The following is an 18,113-nucleotide window of genomic DNA, read 5'->3' as shown; positions in this document are numbered from 1 at the left end:
ATGCGCTTCCTCATTACGCTCGTCATCCTGCTGGCCACGGCGATTGGCCTCGCCGTCGGCGCCCGGTTCAACCCTGGCAATGTGGTGTTCTTTTATCCGCCGTATCGTATTGACCTGTCGCTGAACCTGTTCATCGTCCTGGTCGTGCTGCTGTTTGTGCTGGTCTACGCCATCATGAACGCCATCCGCAGCACGCAGCAGATGCCGCAACGGGTCGCGGCATATCGCCGCGAAAAGCGTGAGCGCGAAGGTAACCGCGCGTTGCGCGATGCGCTCAAAGCGCTGTTCGAAGGTCGTTTCGGCCATGCGGAAAAGGCGGCGACCCGTGCCGGCGAATCTCCGGAGAACGCCGGCCTGTCCGCCCTGATCGGGGCAAGAGCTGCGCACCGGATGAGCCAGTCCGCCCGCCGCGACCTCTGGCTTTCAAAGGTGCAGGAGCCCAGCCTCAAGACAGCACGCCTGATGACCGCCATTGAGCTGTCGACCGATGGGCATGAACCTGAGAGCGCGCTTGAAGCGGTGAGAGAGCTCAACTCCAGCGGCACCCGGCATATCCATGCGCTGCGACTCGCGCTGAAGGCGAACCAGCGCGGCAAGAACTGGCCGGAAGTGCTTCGCCTGGTGCGTCTGCTGGACAAACGCAATGCCTTGCATCCTGCCTTGTCCCAACGCTTGCGCGAACTTGCCTATGAAGATTTGTTGACGACGCAGGCGCATGACGCCGAATCGATTCGTCGCGTTTGGGCGACCATTCCCACGGAAGACCGGGTTCAACCTTATGTCGCGGTACGCGCCGCCATGGCATTTAATGCCAGAGGACTGCATGATGATGCCAGGATGGTCGTCGAAAAAGCCTTGAGCGTGGAGTGGGACGACCGGCTTGTACGAGCCTACGGGGAATCTGCGGCAGCCGAAGGTTCGCCGGCATTGCTGTCGCAAATCGAGCGTTGCGAGGAGTGGGCCCAGAAACACCCGACGGACCCCGAGCTTGCACTCACACTCGGCACGCTTTGCCTGCGCCAGAAACTGTGGGGCAAGGCACAACGCCACCTCGAACAAGCGCTTTATGAAGCTGCAGATTCGGAAATTGTGCGTCAAGCACATCTTAAGCTTGCGCAGTTGCACGAGGCATTGAACCAGCCCGAGGAGGCGGCATCACATTACCGGCAGTGCGCACTGGCGACAATGCTGTGATTTATACCTTGTGCAACGCGTTGCACAAGGTGCCGGTTTAACCGCCCAAAAGTCTAGCTTCCCGAGTTCAGCCTCGTGTAAGCCCCGCTTGCTAGGCTGTGGCAATTGATGATTGATTGCGCGCAGGGCCCGATCTGTTGCGCCGCACAAGCTCCTGGCGAAGCCGTTATAATCGCGCATTATGAAATTTTCCTTACTTTTTGAGAGAGCAACATGAGCCTGAATAAAGTCCCGGCCGGACGCAATCTTCCTGACGATTTCAACGTAATCATCGAGATTCCGATGAATGCCGACCCAATCAAATATGAAGTAGACAAGGAAACCGGCGCCATTTTCGTCGACCGTTTCATGGGCACGGCCATGCACTATCCTTGCAATTACGGCTACATTCCGCAAACCATTTCCGATGATGGCGATCCCGTCGACGTGCTCGTGGTTACACCGTTTCCGCTGATCCCCGGTGTGGTGGTGCGCTGCCGCCCGATCGGCGTATTGAAGATGACGGACGAAGCCGGTGGTGATGCGAAGCTGCTCGCCGTGCCAGTGGACAAGGTTCTCCCGATCTACACCCACTGGCAGAAGCCGGAAGACATCAATGACCTGCGCCTGCAGCAGATCCAGCATTTCTTCGAGCACTACAAGGATCTGGAAAAAGGCAAGTGGGTAAAGATTGACGGCTGGTATGGCCCGGAAGAAGCGAAGAAAGAAATTCTCGCCAGCGCAGAAGCCTACCGCAAGTCACAAGACCAGTAAGCGGTGCGCACCATGATGCCTCTTCGCTGAGGCAATGGTAAACATGCTGATGTTTTAAAAAGCGCACTTTGCAGTGCGCTTTTTATTTGGCGAATCGCGTTACGAGCATTCCGCCGAACTGGTTAAGCGCCAGTCCGCACAAGACCAGTACGCCGGCTGCAATTTTCCACCACTGCAAGGGTTCGCCCAGCACAAGCGACGCACTGATCATGCCGGCAACGGGGACCAGCAGGCTGAACGGGGCAATGGTCGCGGTGGGATACCGGCGCATCAAGACTGACCAGATGCCAAAGCCGAGAATGGTGGTTGGATAAGACTGGAACAACACCGCGCCGACGGACAGCCAGTTCAATCGGGAAAACGCCGTTGCAATGGCATACGGTCCTTCAATCAGCAGGGATGCGACGAACAGGGGCGGTGCCGCGAGAAGCGATCCCCACACTACCAAGGTCAACGCATCTGCCTTTCCCATGCGCTTGGTAAAAATATTGCCCACTCCCCAGCAAAACGCCGCGACCATTACAAGAAGAAAACCAATGATTGTGGCGGTGGCCTGTAGATGGATGGCGACGAGGACCATGCCGCTGAAGGCAACGAGTGCGCCAAACAGTTGTGCTTTCATCGGTCGCTCGCCCAATAGCATGACCGCAAGACCAATGCTGAAGAAGGCCTGCAACTGAACCACAAGCGAAGCCAGACCGGGCGGAAAACCGAGCTTCATTCCTGAAAAAAGCAAGGTGAACTGCAACGCGAACTGGAAAGTCGCATACCCCGCCAGAAGGCGCCACGGTATGGCAGGCCTGCGAACGAAGAAAACCATCGGCAGTGCGGCGCAAGCGAAACGCAAGGCGCTGAATAGTATCGGTGGCAAACCTTGCAGACCGACCTTGATGACGACGAAATTAAATCCCCAGATAACGACGACAAGCAGGGCGAGGAGGATATCCGCAGGTTTCATGACAGTGAGCCGGTGGCGCTTGGCACTTGGCAGGTGACGATGTGAAGATTGTATTATTTCCGTGTGATGATTAAAGTGGTTCCTGGAAAAGGATTATTTTTATACGGAAAATATGCTAGATCTTCAGCGCATCGTTGTCTTTGCCGCCGTCGCGGATACGCGCAGCTTTTCACTGGCCGCCGCGCGATTGGAAGTCTCGAACTCGCATGTCAGCAAACAAATCTCCGCCCTTGAAAAGGAATTGCATACGCGCCTTTTGCATCGCACGACGCGAAGCATTAACCTGACCGAGGCAGGCGAAATTTTTCATCATCGTTGCAAGGCGATTCTGTCGGATGTGGCCGCCGCCGAACAAGAGGTCTTGCGACGCCTCGATACGCCACAAGGTGTACTGCGTGTGACCGCGCCACCCAACCTCGCCAATGCCAGCCTTGGCGATATCGTTCATGATTTCATGGCCGCCTATCCGCAGATTCAGCTTGATTTGACGCTTTCAAACCAGTTGTTCGATCTGGCCGAGGAATCGATTGATATTGCGCTGCGCATTGTCGATGACATCCCCATGAACGTCTACGCGCGCAGGCTGCGCAAGATAGGCTGGAATCTGGTCGCCAGTCCGGCCTATCTCAAACGGCGAAAAGTCCGTGACCTCGCCGACTTGGCCGACCTTGCCACCCTCGACTGCCTGTCGGATACCACGAATTCGCCGAGGGATGTATGGCAGTTTACTTCCGGAGGTCGAAGCATCGAAGTGCAGGTGACGCCTCGTGTCCGCTGCGGTAACAGCGAGTGGCTCAGGCAATGCGCGCTACGCGACATGGGTCTCGCCTTGCTGCCCGATTTCATGATCGAGGATGATCTCGCCCAAAAACGGCTGGTGCGCCTCCTTCCCGGATTTGAAGCGCAGCCGCAGAAGTGGCTGTACGGAATTTATCTGCCGAACCGCTATCTGTCGTCCAAGGTAAGGTTATTCCTTGATGCCGTGGAAAACGGGTTGCGGAAGGACTAATGCGGGTCATTGCCTACGGTTCATGTCCAGCTATAAAAACCTGGGCGCCAGCCTCAATATTGTTGCATTCTTGCCGATAGAGGAGAAGGGAGCCGCATGCCTGAACGGCGCGGCGCATCGACAAGGTGCAGGCTATGGCTCATCATAGGCCCTATCAGCATACGCATACTCAGGAGCCTATAAGTGGTTTTCGACAATACGGCACCAAGCGGAACTGTGGCTGCACCTGTATCGGCAGCCAGTGTCAATGATGATGATTCCGCCGTCCGCGCGCGCGACCGCCTGCTGCAAAAGATCAGTGCCGAAGCGGACTTGCCCGCGCTGGGCAGTTCGGTCTCGCGGGTTGTGCAAATGGCATCGTCAGACGATGAAGCGGTCAGGGCGCTGGCGCATTTCATCCTGTCCGACGTCGCACTGACGCAAAAGATTCTACGCATCGCCAATACGGTGTCCTATCGCACCGCTTCCGGCACGCCGGTCACCACGGTATCGAAGGCAATCTTCCTGCTTGGTTTCGATGTCGTGAAAACCAGCGCGCTGGCAATGCTGCTGGTCGACGGCATGTCGACGCGGCATGCCAAGAATGTGCGCACCGAACTTAACCATGCATTATGTGCAAGCATCGTCGGTCGTGAAATGGCGCGCCGCAGCCAGTACAAGGATGCGGAGGAAGCGGCAATCGCGGCGCTATTCAAGAATATCGGACGGCTTCTGGTTGCGTCGCACGATCATGGTCTCTATACCGAGATTGCGCGGCTGGTCGAGAGCGGCAAGTTCACCCCGGTCCAGGCGTCGATGCAAGTCCTGGGCTGCAGTTTCGACTTGCTGGGTGAAGCTGTGCTACGCGAGTGGAATATCCCCGAGACGATCGTCCTCGCCCTGTCTTCGCCGCCCGCAGGCGTACTGAAGCCAGCCAAGGGAAGGCAGGAATGGCTGCAGCAAGTTTCAGCGTTCAGCTCCGCGGCGGCGCGTCTTATCCCTGACATGAATGATCCGGGACAGGATGCGGCGGGCAAGGCGGTGCTGACCCGGTTTGGGCACGCACTCAATCTCGATCAGGCCAAGCTGAGCCAGCTATTTGCCAGCGTAGCCGAAGAAACCCGGGTCCTTGCCAGCAATGCGGAACTGGTCATGCATGTGGACGATCATCCGGATTCTGTCACTGAGTCCGCTTCGGGAGCTGACCGCAACAGCAACCATGCCAATGTCGACGCCGACACATCGGCAGATACCGGCCTGCCGAGCGAACTGCTGCTGGATCTGATTGCTGACGATCAGGCGGTGTTCGTGAGTGACCGCCATGCCAGCGGGAAGCCGATGAATGCGCGCGACCTGTTGCTTGCCGGTGTACAGGACGTGACGCACATGATGGCGTCCGGACGTTGCAAGGTGAATGATTTGCTGCTTCTTGTGCTGGAAACGCTGTACGGCAGCATGGGTTTCAGTTTTGCCACCATTTGCCTCAAGGATGGCCAGACACAGCAATTTCGCGCGCGTATTTCGATGGGCGACGACTTCGCACAAAGGCAGGCTGGATTTGTATTCCCCGCCGCCGCGTCGCATGACCTATTCCATCTGGCGATGGAGAACGATGCGGACCTGATGATTGCGGATGCCAGCGTGCCAAAGATTCGTGCTTTGTTACCCGGGTGGCACCGATCGCTCCTGCCTGACGCACGCAGCTTCATCGTCCTGCCAATGGTGGTCCAGAATAAGCCGCTGGGCTTCTTTTATGCAGACCGTACACAGGCCGCGCCGGAAGGAGTGCCGCCCGACGAGACCGCGTTGATCAAAACCTTGAAGGGGCAGGTGTTGACGGCGCTGCGGGCACGTTGATTGTCACTGGTTTGCGGGACATAACCGATCGCAAATGCGTACGACTCACCAGGACTCCTGGTCGAGTCGCGTACGACTGATGACGAATCAGCGCAGCAGCACATAGGCGACACAGGCAACCGCAACCGCAACGGCACCTGCACCCGCGGCCACCGTGCGCACATCGACGGTAGCCGATGATGTCGTTTCATTGCTGTCAGATGCTGTCGAAACGGCAGGAATGGAAATTCGCATGTGCTTGCGTGCACGTCTTTCCTTCAGCAGGTAGCGCTTCAGATCCAGCGCAAGTTCTTCCGCCGTCTGATAGCGTTTCTCCGGACGCTTTGCCATGGCCTTCATGACGATATGCGACAGGCTTGCCGGCACCCGGGCGTCGACTTCGATGGGCGGCGCCGCTGCCTTATAGGCGATCTGCTGAATCAGTTTGTCTGCGCGCTCTGCGTTGAAGGGTGTGTGTCCTGTCAGCATTTCATACATCACCGTACCGAGCGAATAGATATCGGTACGCATATCGATGGCTTTGCCCGTGGCCTGTTCGGGAGACATGTAATTGGGCGTGCCGAGAAGCTTGTTATCGCGGACCATGGTGTAGGGTTCGTCCGCGGGCGCATGCCGCTCCGCGAGGCGGTTCGGCGAGCGTGCGATGCCGAAGTCGATCAGCTTCGGATGATCATCCTTCACCATGAAGATATTGGACGGCTTGATATCGCGATGGATGACTTCGCGTCCATGCGCATGATGCAAGGCATCTGCGATTTTCCATGCGATCGAAGCGACTTCATCGGGTGTATAACGATGCCCGTTTTCCAGGATGCGGTTCAGTTCGCGTCCCTGCAAATATTCCATCGCCAGATAGGTGGTGCCGTTTTCATTGAGCGCATCGTACACCGTGACGATATGCGGGTGGGACAGTCGTCCCGCAGCACGTGCTTCGTTGATGAACTGCTGTTCAAAGCGCACCTTCTCGGCGAGATTGAGGCGCGGATTAAAGGTTTTGATAGCCACATCGCGGGCAATCACGGGGTCGTGCGCCAGATAGACACACCCGGCTGTGCCGCGCCCCAGTTCGCGTGTCACGCAAAAGCGGCCGATCCTGCTGTTGGCGGGCAGGCTATGAGAAAAAACGGCTGGCGGCGGCATCGTCATGATGACGTGAGAATGCCGTGAAGTGATGTTTTTGGCAAGCAATACACGCAGTAAATGTGTACGGTTGCCAGCCTTCGTTCAGATATATGGTGGCTTTGGTTGACTGTTGGTTATTTTGCCTGCCTGAAGGGACTATGTTCGTTCAATTCGTCAATGTAGGCATCGATGCCCCCAACTTCCTGTTCGAGAAAGCGTTCGATCGCATCGGCAAACGAAGGATGGGCAAGCCAGTGTGCGGACCAGGTTTTTTGCGGCAGAAAGCCGCGCGCCATTTTGTGCTCGCCTTGCGCACCGCCTTCAAAACACTGAATGCCACGCTCGATGCAGAATTCAAGCGGCTGGTAATAGGCGGTTTCGAAATGCAGGCAGGGCACTTCTTCGATCGCCCCCCAATATCGGCCGTACAGGTTGCGTTCGTCATGGATGACAAGAGAGGAAGCGATGGGGCGGCCGTCTCGCTCGGCAATGATGATCAGGATATTGTCGGGCATCGACGTGCCGATCTGACGAAAGAAATCGAGGTTCAGATACGGGGTGGAATAGTGCGCGGCATAAGTATGGTCATAACAGCGCTTGAAGAAGCGCCAGTCGGCGTCAGTGGCGTCGTGTCCGCCGACGCGGCGAAAACGAACGCCGGCTTCTTCCACCTTGCGGCGCTCGGCACGGATGTTCTTGCGCTTTTTGCGGTCGAGCGTGGACAGGAATTGTTCGAAATCCTGGTAGCCGTTGTTCAACCAGTGGAATTGCACACCACTGCGCAGCATGAAACCGGCTTCATGTAATGCCTTGGCTTCCGCTTCCGGAGGAAACAGGATGTGTGTCGAGGACAGATCGTTATTCGCCTGAAGTTCGCACAAGGCCGCAATCAGCGCCGCTCTTGCTTCCGGACCGCTTGCCAGCAGGCGGCTTCCGGAAACCGGTGTGAAAGGAATCGCTGACAATAATTTCGGGTAATACGCCAAGCCATTTCGCCGGTAGGCATCAGCCCAGGCCCAGTCGAAAACGTACTCGCCGTAGGAGTGCGATTTGACATAGAGGGGCAGTGCGGCTTCCAAAACTTCGGCTTTCCATAGCGTCAGGTACTGTACCTGCCAGCCGGATCTGGGTGATGCCGAGCCGGATTCATGCAGTGCATGCAGAAATGCGTACGACAGAAACGGATTGCGCTCCGTTTGCTGTAAGACAAGAGAATCCCATGCCTGCTGGCCAAGGTCCGAAAGAGAAGAAATGATTCGCGTGCGATAATTCACTATTGATAACTTGACTGTCCGAGGGTCGAAATCGTTGCCTCTGTGGAAGTAAAAGCGGCGCTGCCAGGTTCCCATGGCATGAATGATGTACGGCAGCACTTTGGCAGAGACCGCTTTGGGCTACAGTGCTCCGCAAGGCGCAAGCATCGTTAATATATTATTTATTCGGACTTGTCCCTCGTGGCCTGACCCGTTATACGACTTCCGGTTATGTTGTTCATTCTACGCAAAAACTGTAGACATGTTTGATGTCGTGTCGCTTCCCAAATGTAAAGAAAAAAGATGGCTAAAGAATTTTTCAGCATTTATTCCCATGACTTTGCACGCGTCGCAGTAGGCGTTCCACGCTGCCGCGTTGCGGATCCTGTATCGAATGCCGCCGAGACAATCGTCCTTGCCACCAGGGCGGCGGGCGAGGGCGCAGCGCTCATCGCTTTTCCGGAACTGGGCCTGTCCGCCTATACTTGCGACGACCTGTTTCATCAACGCGCCTTGCTTGATGCCTGCATCGATGCGCTGGCGACAATCGTGGAGGCTTCCCGAACATTGCCGATCGCCATGATCGTCGGTCTCCCGTTGCGGGTCGAACACCGGCTGTTCAATTGCGCGGCCGTCGTGTCCGGCGGACGCATCCATGGCATCGTTCCCAAAAGCTACCTGCCTAACTACGGTGAGTTTTATGAGGCGCGCCAGTTCAATGCCGCGGACAGTGCAACGACCGAGGTGATCACGCTGTGTGGACAGACCGTTCCCTTCGGCGCGGCGCTGCTGTTCGAGATAGAAAACCTTCCGCTGTTCCGGTTCCATGTCGAGATCTGTGAGGATGTGTGGGTGCCGATTCCGCCATCGTCTTTCGCCGCGCTTGCGGGTGCGACGGTGCTGGTCAACCTGTCGGCATCCAATATCGTGGTCGGAAAGTCCGGCTACCGGCATCAATTGGTGTCGCAACAGTCGGCCCGCTGCCTTTCTGCCTATCTGTACTCATCGGCAGGAAAGGGCGAATCGTCGACTGACATGGCTTGGGATGGACAAGCGCTGATCTATGAAAACGGCGAGAAGCTCGCCGAATCGGAGCGCTTTTCGGATGACTCACATTTAATCTACGCCGACGTCGATCTCGAGCGCTTGTCGCGCGAACGCATGCGTACCGGCACCTTCGGGCATTCGGTCCAACGGCACCAGCTGGAAGTGGCGAAATTCAGGGTCGTGTCTTTCCAGCTCGACCTGCCACTCGACAAGCCAATGCGCCTGAACCGGAGCGTCGAGCGCTTCCCTTATGTGCCTTCCGATGCAAGGCGGCGCGATGAGCGCTGCGAAGAAGTCTATAACATCCAGGTCCAGGCGCTGGTGCAGCGCCTGTCGGCTTCCGGGATCTCCAGGGTTGTCATCGGCGTATCGGGCGGCCTTGACTCGACGCATGCACTGCTGGTCTGTGCCAAAGCCATGGACAGGCTGGGCCTGCCGCGTACCAACATCATCGGCATTACCATGCCCGGCTTCGCCACCAGCGACAGAACCTTGCTGCAGGCAAGGCAGTTGATGGAGGTGGTCGGCTGTTCCGCAAGCGAGGTCGATATCCGGCCAAGTTGCCTTCAGATGCTCAAGGACATCGGACACCCGTATTCGGAAGGCAAGGAAGACTACGACATCACCTTCGAGAACGTGCAGGCGGGCGAGCGTACCAGCCACCTGTTCCGGATCGCCAATTTCCGGAACGGCATCGTCATTGGTACCGGCGACCTGAGTGAGCTTGCGCTGGGATGGTGCACTTATGGCGTCGGCGACCATATGTCGCACTACAACGTGAACGCCAGCGTACCCAAGACACTCATCACACATCTGGTGCGCTGGGTCGCCGAGACCGGGCAGATCGGTGATTCCGGGTCAGACGTGCTGATCAATATCCTCGATACCGATATCAGTCCGGAACTGGTGCCTGGCAAGTCCAATAAGCAACCCGGGCAAAAGACAGAAGGCGTCATCGGGCCCTACGAACTACAGGATTTCAATTTGTATTACACGCTGCGTTTCGGTTTTGCGCCGTCCAAGGTGGCATTCCTTGCCTACTCCGCCTGGAACGACCGGGAAGCCGGTCGCTGGCCCGAAGGGGGCCACGTTGCACGCAACGAATATGACCTGGCAGCGATTAAACGCAACTTGGGCATTTTCTTGTACAGGTTTTTCAAGACCAGCCAGTTCAAGCGGTCCTGCGTACCGAATTCGCCTAAAGTGGGTTCAGGCGGCTCGCTTTCTCCTCGCGGTGACTGGCGTGCGCCGAGTGATTCCGAGGCTGTTGTCTGGCTTGAGGACCTGAAGAATATTCCCGATGCATCACGTGTCGAAATATAATCGTTGGATAGAACTTGCCGGCCTTGAGATTTTGTAGACGATTTACTAAGAAGGAGCTGTTATGAAGCTGGTTACCGCAATCATCAAACCATTCAAGCTGGACGAAGTGCGCGAAGCGCTCGGGGAAATCGGCGTAACTGGCCTGACCGTCACCGAAGTGAAGGGTTTTGGCCGCCAGAAGGGCCATACCGAACTGTATCGCGGCGCCGAGTACGTCGTCGACTTCCTTCCCAAAGTGAAGATCGAGGCGGTTATTGATGAAAAGCAGGTCGAGCAGGCAGTCGATGCGATCATCAAGGCGGCGCGCACGGGCAAGATTGGTGACGGCAAGATTTTCGTCCGCGAAGTCGAGCAGGTTATCCGCATTCGTACCGGCGAAACCGGCACGGACGCAGTCTGATCATTTGGGCGCGAAGCCGGGTTTATTCCAGCCGCACGCCCCGATGCCAGGTGACCAGTCGCGCGATCGCAATGGCAAGCGCACTGGTCCACAGTGAAAAATCTGGCGGAATGCCGGTTTTTTGCATGAGCAGGTACATCCAGCATCCCCCAAACGAGCAGATGGCATAAGGCCGGCCATCTCGCAACACCATCGGGATTTCATTGCAGACGATATCGCGCAGTATGCCGCCAAAAATGCCGGTGATGACGCCCATCATCGACGCGATGAAGATCGGCATGCCGGCTTCCAATGCTTGCGACACCCCCACGATGGAAAACAGCCCGAGACCAAGCGCATCCGCGATCACGATCATGCGTTCTGAAATCAGTCTGCGTAGCGTCTTGATGGCCTGTGCCGCCACCAATGCCAGTATGAAGATAAGGATTGCGTATTCCTGATGGGTGACCCAGAACAGCGGGCGCTTATCGAGCAGGATGTCGCGCAAGGTTCCACCGCCGAACGCGGTAATAAACGCTACCGTAAAGATCCCGACTACGTCCATCTTCTTTTGCCTTGCCTCGATGAAGCCGGAAAATGCACCGACCAGGATGGCGAGGATTTCGAGGATTTTGATCAGGGACATGCGCTCAGGATGGAGTGGGAATCAGCGCATGATACTGGGGAAGTAGAAAAATGCGCAATTGCCTGCTAATGCCGCCCTGTGTTGCGTCCGGATGGAGAACAACCTGAGTGCGTCCCGGTATGGGGAGACTGTGTAATTATGTGATCGTGTAATGACCAGGCGGAGAGCAGCTTGCATGCATTGTCCGCGCTATACACGCGCACAATCAAGCTTTCAGCAACACTACCAGTGCGCCTGCGCCGCCATCCGCTGCCCGCGCCTGGCAAAAGGCGATCACTTCTTCCTTCTGCACGAGCCAGCTGCGTACCTTGCTCTTCAACACCGGTTCCTTGTTGACCGAACCCAGGCCTTTCCCATGGATGATGCGGACACAGCGTATGCCCCGCTTGACGGCGTTGCGCAAGAACTCCGCCAGCGCCTCACGGGCTTCCTCGCGACGCAATCCATGCAAGTCGAGCTGTGCCTGAATAACCCAGTGGCCGCGACGCAACTTGCGCAAGGTGTCCGGTCCGATATTGGCCCGCGCATAGCTGAGCGCTTCATCGGTGTCGAGCAGCGTGTCGACATTGAACTCGTCGGAGAGTGATTCCTGCAGCGCGGCCTGTTCATCGGCCAGATGCTGACGGGCGATCGGGGCAGGGCGCGGCGTGACGGGTTGCACCTTTGGTGCGGAACGCAAGGGCGCAACCTCGCCAATCGCACTGCGGAACAGTTCGGCATCGCGCCGGCTTTCTTTCTCGCGGCGCAGCCGTTCTTCTTCCGCTGCCTTGCGGGCTTCTTCCTTTGCCTTGATCTCCGCTCGCAGGGACTTGAGCGCGGCAAAATCCTTGATGGGGCCAGACATGATGGGCTATTCCTTTGGCCGGGATGCAGAGGGCCTGCGATGGCGTCCCGGGATACTACTTTGTACGGAATCCGCATTGCAGGTTCCGTACACGCGAGGTCTTATACCAATGCTGACCTATTACGCCCTGGGTTGGGGCCGCTATTAGTCCTCAAGGCTTTCAAGATAGCGCTGGGCGTCCAGTGCAGCCATGCAACCGGTGCCGGCACTGGTAATGGCCTGGCGGTACACATGGTCCTGTACGTCACCGGCCGCAAACACGCCAGGGATATTGGTTGCGGTTGCCATGCCTTCGAGACCGGTCCTGGTCTTGATGTAGCCGTTCCGCATGTCGAGCTGGCCTTCGAAGAGGCTCGTATTCGGTTTGTGGCCGATGGCAATGAAGAGTCCATGCACGTCGACCTTGCTGAGGCTGCCGTCCTTGACCGATTTGATGCTGATCCCGGTCACGCCACTGTCGTCACCCAGCACTTCGTCTAGGGTATGGTCCCATTTCACCTCGATCTTGCCTTCGGCGACCTTGGCCATCAGGCGATCAATCAGGATCGGTTCCGCGCGAAACTTGTTGCGACGGTGAATGACAGTCACCTTGGTCGCGATATTCGACAGATACAAGGCTTCTTCGACCGCGGTATTGCCGCCACCGACGACCGCCACGTTCTGGCCCTTGTAGAAAAAACCGTCGCAGGTAGCGCAGGCTGACACACCTTTGCCCATGAAGGCTTCTTCGGAGGGCAGGCCGAGGTACTGGGCCGACGCGCCGGTCGCAATGATCAGCGAATCGCAGGTGTACTCGCCGGAATCACCGATCAGGCGCATCGGTTTTTCAGTTAGCTTGGCCGTGTGAATGTAGTCGAAGATGACTTCGGTATTGAAGCGTTCGGCATGCTGCAGCAGGCGCTGCATCAGTTCCGGACCTTGCACGCCCATCGGGTCGCCGGGCCAGTTTTCGACGTCGGTGGTGGTCATTAGCTGGCCGCCTTGCTCGACACCGGTAATCAGGACGGGTTTCAGGTTAGCGCGGGCAGCGTAAACGGCGGCGCTGTAACCGGCCGGGCCGGAGCCGATAATCAGAACGTTGGCGTGTTTGGTGGTTGCCATGGCAGTAGAAGAGTAAGTAATTGTGACAATTAAGCGCGTGAGTGCAGTGAAAACGGCGCCTCTGCGATCCATATGTCGCCAAAAGGCAAAATTTCAACGGCCTGTCAGTATTGCACCCGAAAAACTGGTTAAGATTATAGTCGAACATGCCCTGCGAGGCGGAGCGTCGACCAAAATCCGCTGATCACACGCCCGGAAGCGGCGCTTCCCGAATTTCACATAAGTTATGAGTAGAACAACCCAAGCCTATACCCGTAATACCAGCCCGCCGGAAGCCAATCCGCTGCCTAACCGGCTGGTACGCCTGCTGTCGGAAGCACGCTGGTTCGTGCTGACGGTGGTTACCGTTTATCTGTTTCTTATTTTTCTGACCTATTCCAAGACCGATCCCGGCTGGTCGCAAGCTAATGTGGTGCCGCATCTGCACAACTGGGGCGGGCGCATCGGTGCCTGGCTGGCCGACTTGATGTTGTTCATCTTCGGTTTTTCGGCCTGGTGGTGCTGTGTCTTCCTGCTGCGCTCCGTCATGAAAGGCTATCGCCGGCTTTCCCAGCGGTTTCTGCTCCAGACAGAACCCGAGCCCGAACACCATACCGAAGTATGGGTACGCGCCATCGGTTTCGTACTGATGCTGCTCGGCAGTGTCGCCATCGAATATCTGCGCATGTATTCGTTGAAGGCCCAACTGCCACGCGCGCCGGGCGGCGTACTCGGAGAATTGATCGGCAGCGCAGCGCAGCACGCATTCGGCTTTACCGGCGCGACCTTATTTTTGCTGCTGCTGTTCGGCGTCGGCTTCAGCCTGTTCTTCCATGTTTCATGGCTCGCTGTGGCCGAGCGTATTGGCGGCGTCATTGAAACCCTGGTCGAGCGCGTCCAAAACCTGTATGCCGCGCGCGAAGACCGTAAGGTCGGTCAGGTTGCCGCGGTCAAGCGCGAGGAAGTGGTGGTGCAGGAGCGTGCCAAGATTGTCGAGGCGCCGCCGATCCGCATCGAGCCACAGGTGGTCGCGGTACCGAAATCCGAGCGCGTGGAAAAGGAAAAACAGGTTTCCCTGTTTGCCGATCTTCCCGACACCAACCTGCCGCCCCTGTCGCTGCTGGATGAGCCGCCGCCGGCGCAGGAAACCGTCAGCATCGAAACCCTGGAATTCACCAGCCGCCTGATCGAGAAAAAGCTGTCCGACTTTGGCGTGGAAGCCAAGGTGGTCGCCGCCTATCCCGGTCCGGTGATCACCCGTTACGAAATCGAGCCGGCGACCGGTGTCAAGGGCAGCCAGATCGTCAACCTGGGGCGTGACCTTGCGCGTTCGCTGTCGCTGACCTCGATCCGTGTGGTCGAGACCATCCCCGGCAAGAACTACATGGGGCTCGAACTGCCGAATCCGAAACGCCAGATCGTGCGCCTGACCGAAATCCTCGGTTCCAAGATCTACAACGACAGTGCGTCAAGCCTGACCGTGGCGCTCGGCAAGGATATCGCCGGCAATCCGGTGGTGGCCGACCTGGCCAAGATGCCCCACTTGCTGGTCGCCGGTACGACCGGTTCCGGTAAGTCAGTGGGTATCAATGCCACCATCCTGTCGCTGCTGTACAAATCCGATCCCAACAATGTGCGGATGATCCTGATCGACCCGAAGATGCTGGAAATGTCGGTCTATGAAGGTATCCCGCACTTGCTGGCGCCGGTTGTCACCGACATGCGCCAGGCGGGTCACGCGCTGAACTGGGCGGTCGCCGAAATGGAGCGCCGCTACAAGCTGATGTCCAAGCTGGGCGTGCGTAACCTTGCCGGCTATAACACCAAGATCGCCGAGGCGGACAAGAAGGAAGAAAAGATTCCCAACCCCTTCAGCCTGACCCCGGATGCGCCTGAGCCGCTCGAAAAACTGCCGACGATCGTCATCATCATCGACGAATTGGCTGACCTGATGATGGTAGTCGGCAAAAAGGTGGAAGAGCTGATTGCCCGTATCGCGCAGAAGGCGCGGGCAGCCGGCATTCACCTGATTCTTGCCACGCAGCGCCCATCGGTCGACGTGATCACCGGCCTGATCAAGGCCAACATCCCGACGCGCATCGCCTTCCAGGTCAGCAGCAAGATCGACTCGCGTACCATCCTTGACCAGATGGGCGCCGAAACGTTGCTCGGCATGGGTGACATGCTTTACATGCCGCCCGGTACCGGCTTGCCGGTGCGCGTGCATGGCGCCTTCGTATCGGACGATGAAGTGCACCGCGTGGTCGAGCACCTCAAGGCCCAGGGGGAACCGAATTACATAGAAGGAATCTTAGAAGGAGGCGTAGCCGAAGAGGGGGGCGATGCTGCTTTCGGCGGAGAAGCCGCTGCAGGCGGCGGCGAGTCTGACAACTTGTACGATCAGGCCGTCGCCGTCGTACTGAAGAACCGCCGCGCATCCATCTCCCTCGTGCAGCGACATTTACGGATCGGCTACAATCGCGCAGCCCGGTTGCTGGAACAAATGGAGCAGAGCGGTTTGGTTTCCTCGATGCAATCGAATGGCAACCGCGAAATCCTTGTTCCGGCCGGCACTACCCAGGAATAGGAAAACGCTTTGACACAAAAAAGATCGGTTCGCTTTCCCCGTCTGCTTCCCGCCATGCGCGCGCTTGCTGTGCTCGCGATGGTATTGCCCGTCGTCGCAAGCGCATCGGCGCTCGACCAGTTCAAATCTTTCGTCAAGTCGACCAAGTCGGCAAAGGGCGAATTTACGCAGCGCCAGGTCAAGATGATGGACGGCAGTGCCAAGGTCTCCAATGAGTCGACGGGCACCTTCATGTTCGCCCGTCCGGGCAAGTTCATCTGGACTTACCAGAAGCCGTATGAACAGTTGCTGCAGGCGGATGGCGAAAAGCTCTACATCTATGACAAAGATCTGAACCAGGTGACCGTCAGGCAGCTCGGCAATGCCCTCGGTTCGTCACCGGCGGCCATCCTGTTCGGCAGCAATGACCTCGAAAAGAATTTCACCCTGAAGGATGCCGGCACCAAGGACGGGCTGGAGTGGTTGGAAGCGACGCCCAAGAGCAAGGACACGACCTTCGACCGTATCGGCATCGGCCTCAAGGATGGTGTACCTTTGGCGATGGAATTGCGTGATTCCTTTGGCCAGGTGTCGCTGCTGTCGTTCAAGAAGTTTGAAAAGAACCCGGCAATGGCTGCCGACCAGTTTCGGTTTGCGGTACCCAAAGGCGCCGACGTCTTTCAGCAATAATTAATAAACAATGGCGGCGCCCGGATACGGCGCTGTTTTCGTGCAGATTAAAACAAGAAAGGCGGGGCTGACCCGTCCGACGCCATGAACTCCATCCCACTCGCCGAAAGGCTACGCCCGCAAACGCTCGACGACGTGATCGGCCAGCATCATCTGCTGGGACCGGGCAAACCCTTGCGCGTTGCGTTTGAATCCGGCGAGCCGCATTCCATGATCCTCTGGGGGCCGCCGGGTGTCGGCAAGACGACGCTGGCCCGGCTCATGGCTGACAGCTTCAATGCGGAATTCATCGCGCTGTCCGCGGTGCTGTCGGGCGTCAAGGATATCCGCGAGGCTGTCGAGCGCGCCCAGGTGGTCAAGGCCAATTCCGGGCGGCGCACCATTCTGTTCGTGGACGAGGTACATCGATTCAACAAAAGCCAGCAGGATGCTTTCCTGCCACATGTTGAAAGCGGACTGTTCACCTTCATCGGCGCAACGACGGAAAATCCCTCATTTGAAGTGAATGGCGCGTTGTTGTCGCGTGCCGCGGTCTATGTGTTGAAGTCCTTGTCGGACGAGGATCTTGATGCGCTGGTGGATCGCGCCTGCATCCAGGAACTCGACGGCCTGGATTTTACGCCGGATGCCAAGGCTACCCTCGTCGCCAGCGCTGACGGAGACGGACGCAAACTGCTGAACAACCTTGAAATCGTCGCAAGGGCCGCCGCTGCAAGCGACCAGCAGGAGGTGGATGAAGCCTTGCTGTCCACCGCACTGGCGGAAAATCTGCGCCGCTTCGACAAGGGCGGTGATGCCTTCTACGACCAGATATCTGCACTGCATAAATCGGTGCGCGGCTCGAATCCGGATGCATCGCTTTACTGGTTCGTGCGCATGATTGATGGCGGTGCCGATCCGCGCTACCTCGCACGTCGCATCATTCGCATGGCGGCGGAAGACGTCGGCCTGGCCGATCCGCGCGCCTTGCGGCTTTCACTCGATGCGGCAGAAACCTATGAGCGACTTGGATCGCCGGAAGGCGAACTCGCGCTGGCCGAAGCCGTGGTGTATCTCGCCTGTGCGGCAAAATCAAATGCTGTCTACAACGCGTATAACGCCGCACGTGCCTTCATTGCCAAGGACAAATCACGACCGGTGCCGGAACATCTGCGCAATGCGCCGACCAAGCTGATGAAGGAACTCGGCTACGGCAAGCTCTATCGCTATGCACATGATGAACCGGATGCCTATGCGGCCGGAGAAACCTATCTACCGGAAGGCATGCGGGAGCCGAACTGGTATCAGCCTACGCCACGCGGGCTGGAAGGAAAGATAGGGGAAAAACTTGCGTACCTGAAGACACTCGACCGGGAAGCGAAGAAGAACGAGAAGAAGTAGGGGGTGGTGTAAGTGTTGAAGTGGTGTTTTTGG

The 18,113-nt window shown here is 57.5% G+C and carries 15 protein-coding genes; 9 read left to right on the top strand and 6 right to left on the bottom strand.

The annotated features are described in order from the left end of the window. Together ASE07_RS08465 and ppa are read left to right on the top strand one after the other, a co-directional pair. Entirely contained in the window at nucleotides 1-1,194 is a 1,194-nt protein-coding gene (locus ASE07_RS08465) for a heme biosynthesis protein HemY (RefSeq protein ID WP_057290368.1), read from the top strand. 213 nt (nucleotides 1,195-1,407) lie between these two features. Then, nucleotides 1,408-1,947, top strand: coding sequence for an inorganic diphosphatase (gene ppa / locus ASE07_RS08460; RefSeq protein ID WP_057290367.1), 540 nt, complete (start codon nucleotides 1,408-1,410; stop codon nucleotides 1,945-1,947). Between the two features lie 82 nt (nucleotides 1,948-2,029). On the opposite strand, the gene ASE07_RS08455 is transcribed toward ppa, so the two are convergent. After that, entirely contained in the window at nucleotides 2,030-2,905 is an 876-nt protein-coding gene (locus ASE07_RS08455) for an EamA family transporter (RefSeq protein ID WP_057290366.1), read from the bottom strand. A 112-nt stretch (nucleotides 2,906-3,017) separates the two neighbouring features. On the opposite strand from ASE07_RS08455, the gene ASE07_RS08450 reads away from it, so the two are divergent. Further along, complete coding sequence (locus tag ASE07_RS08450; protein ID WP_057290365.1) at nucleotides 3,018-3,914, top strand: LysR family transcriptional regulator; 897 nt, start codon at nucleotides 3,018-3,020, stop codon at nucleotides 3,912-3,914. Between the two features lie 183 nt (nucleotides 3,915-4,097). Further along, a complete protein-coding gene (locus tag ASE07_RS08445) occupies nucleotides 4,098-5,750 on the top strand; it encodes an HDOD domain-containing protein (protein ID WP_235548398.1) in 1,653 nt (550 codons plus the stop codon). Between the two features lie 87 nt (nucleotides 5,751-5,837). Here the strand turns inward: ASE07_RS08445 and ASE07_RS08440 are convergent, their stop codons facing one another. Together ASE07_RS08440 and ASE07_RS08435 are read right to left on the bottom strand one after the other, a co-directional pair. Then, the gene (locus tag ASE07_RS08440; protein WP_235548397.1) at nucleotides 5,838-6,827 is read right to left on the bottom strand and encodes a serine/threonine-protein kinase; all 990 of its coding nucleotides are present in this window, start codon (nucleotides 6,825-6,827) and stop codon (nucleotides 5,838-5,840) included. A gap of 179 nt (nucleotides 6,828-7,006) precedes the next feature. After that, complete coding sequence (locus ASE07_RS08435) at nucleotides 7,007-8,146, bottom strand: GNAT family N-acetyltransferase (protein ID WP_057290567.1); 1,140 nt, start codon at nucleotides 8,144-8,146, stop codon at nucleotides 7,007-7,009. Between the two features lie 282 nt (nucleotides 8,147-8,428). Here ASE07_RS08435 and ASE07_RS08430 point away from each other — a divergent pair, with 282 nt between their 5' ends. Continuing rightward, a complete protein-coding gene (locus tag ASE07_RS08430) occupies nucleotides 8,429-10,495 on the top strand; it encodes an NAD(+) synthase (RefSeq protein ID WP_057290364.1) in 2,067 nt (688 codons plus the stop codon). Nucleotides 10,496-10,556: 61 nt separating this feature from the next. Beyond that, on the top strand, nucleotides 10,557-10,895 hold the full coding sequence (locus ASE07_RS08425) for a P-II family nitrogen regulator (RefSeq protein WP_057290363.1): 339 nt from the start codon (nucleotides 10,557-10,559) through the stop codon (nucleotides 10,893-10,895). A 22-nt stretch (nucleotides 10,896-10,917) separates the two neighbouring features. On the opposite strand, the gene ASE07_RS08420 is transcribed toward ASE07_RS08425, so the two are convergent. From ASE07_RS08420 to trxB, 3 genes are all read right to left on the bottom strand, one after another. Beyond that, nucleotides 10,918-11,520 (bottom strand): trimeric intracellular cation channel family protein, encoded by a 603-nt coding sequence (locus ASE07_RS08420; RefSeq protein WP_057290362.1) that lies wholly within the window; start codon nucleotides 11,518-11,520, stop codon nucleotides 10,918-10,920. A gap of 205 nt (nucleotides 11,521-11,725) precedes the next feature. After that, nucleotides 11,726-12,364: a Smr/MutS family protein gene (locus ASE07_RS08415; protein WP_057290361.1), complete on the bottom strand. Its 639-nt coding sequence runs from the start codon at nucleotides 12,362-12,364 to the stop codon at nucleotides 11,726-11,728. A 144-nt stretch (nucleotides 12,365-12,508) separates the two neighbouring features. Then, a complete protein-coding gene (gene trxB, locus ASE07_RS08410) occupies nucleotides 12,509-13,465 on the bottom strand; it encodes a thioredoxin-disulfide reductase (protein ID WP_057290566.1) in 957 nt (318 codons plus the stop codon). A 226-nt stretch (nucleotides 13,466-13,691) separates the two neighbouring features. Here trxB and ASE07_RS08405 point away from each other — a divergent pair, with 226 nt between their 5' ends. The 3 genes from ASE07_RS08405 (at nucleotide 13,692) to ASE07_RS08395 (ending at nucleotide 18,080) form a co-directional block, all read left to right on the top strand. Continuing rightward, nucleotides 13,692-16,031 (top strand): DNA translocase FtsK, encoded by a 2,340-nt coding sequence (locus tag ASE07_RS08405; protein WP_057290360.1) that lies wholly within the window; start codon nucleotides 13,692-13,694, stop codon nucleotides 16,029-16,031. Nucleotides 16,032-16,040: 9 nt separating this feature from the next. Continuing rightward, a complete protein-coding gene (gene lolA, locus ASE07_RS08400) occupies nucleotides 16,041-16,700 on the top strand; it encodes an outer membrane lipoprotein chaperone LolA (protein ID WP_057290359.1) in 660 nt (219 codons plus the stop codon). Nucleotides 16,701-16,784: 84 nt separating this feature from the next. Further along, a complete protein-coding gene (locus tag ASE07_RS08395) occupies nucleotides 16,785-18,080 on the top strand; it encodes a replication-associated recombination protein A (protein ID WP_057290358.1) in 1,296 nt (431 codons plus the stop codon). Nucleotides 18,081-18,113 lie beyond the last annotated feature (33 nt).

Origin of the sequence: Noviherbaspirillum sp. Root189 (genome assembly GCF_001428545.1) — a bacterium.
Classification (GTDB): Bacteria; Pseudomonadota; Gammaproteobacteria; order Burkholderiales; family Burkholderiaceae_D; genus Noviherbaspirillum.
The sequence above is the reverse complement of the archived record's forward strand: the minus strand, read 5'-3'. Positions and strand labels throughout refer to the sequence as shown.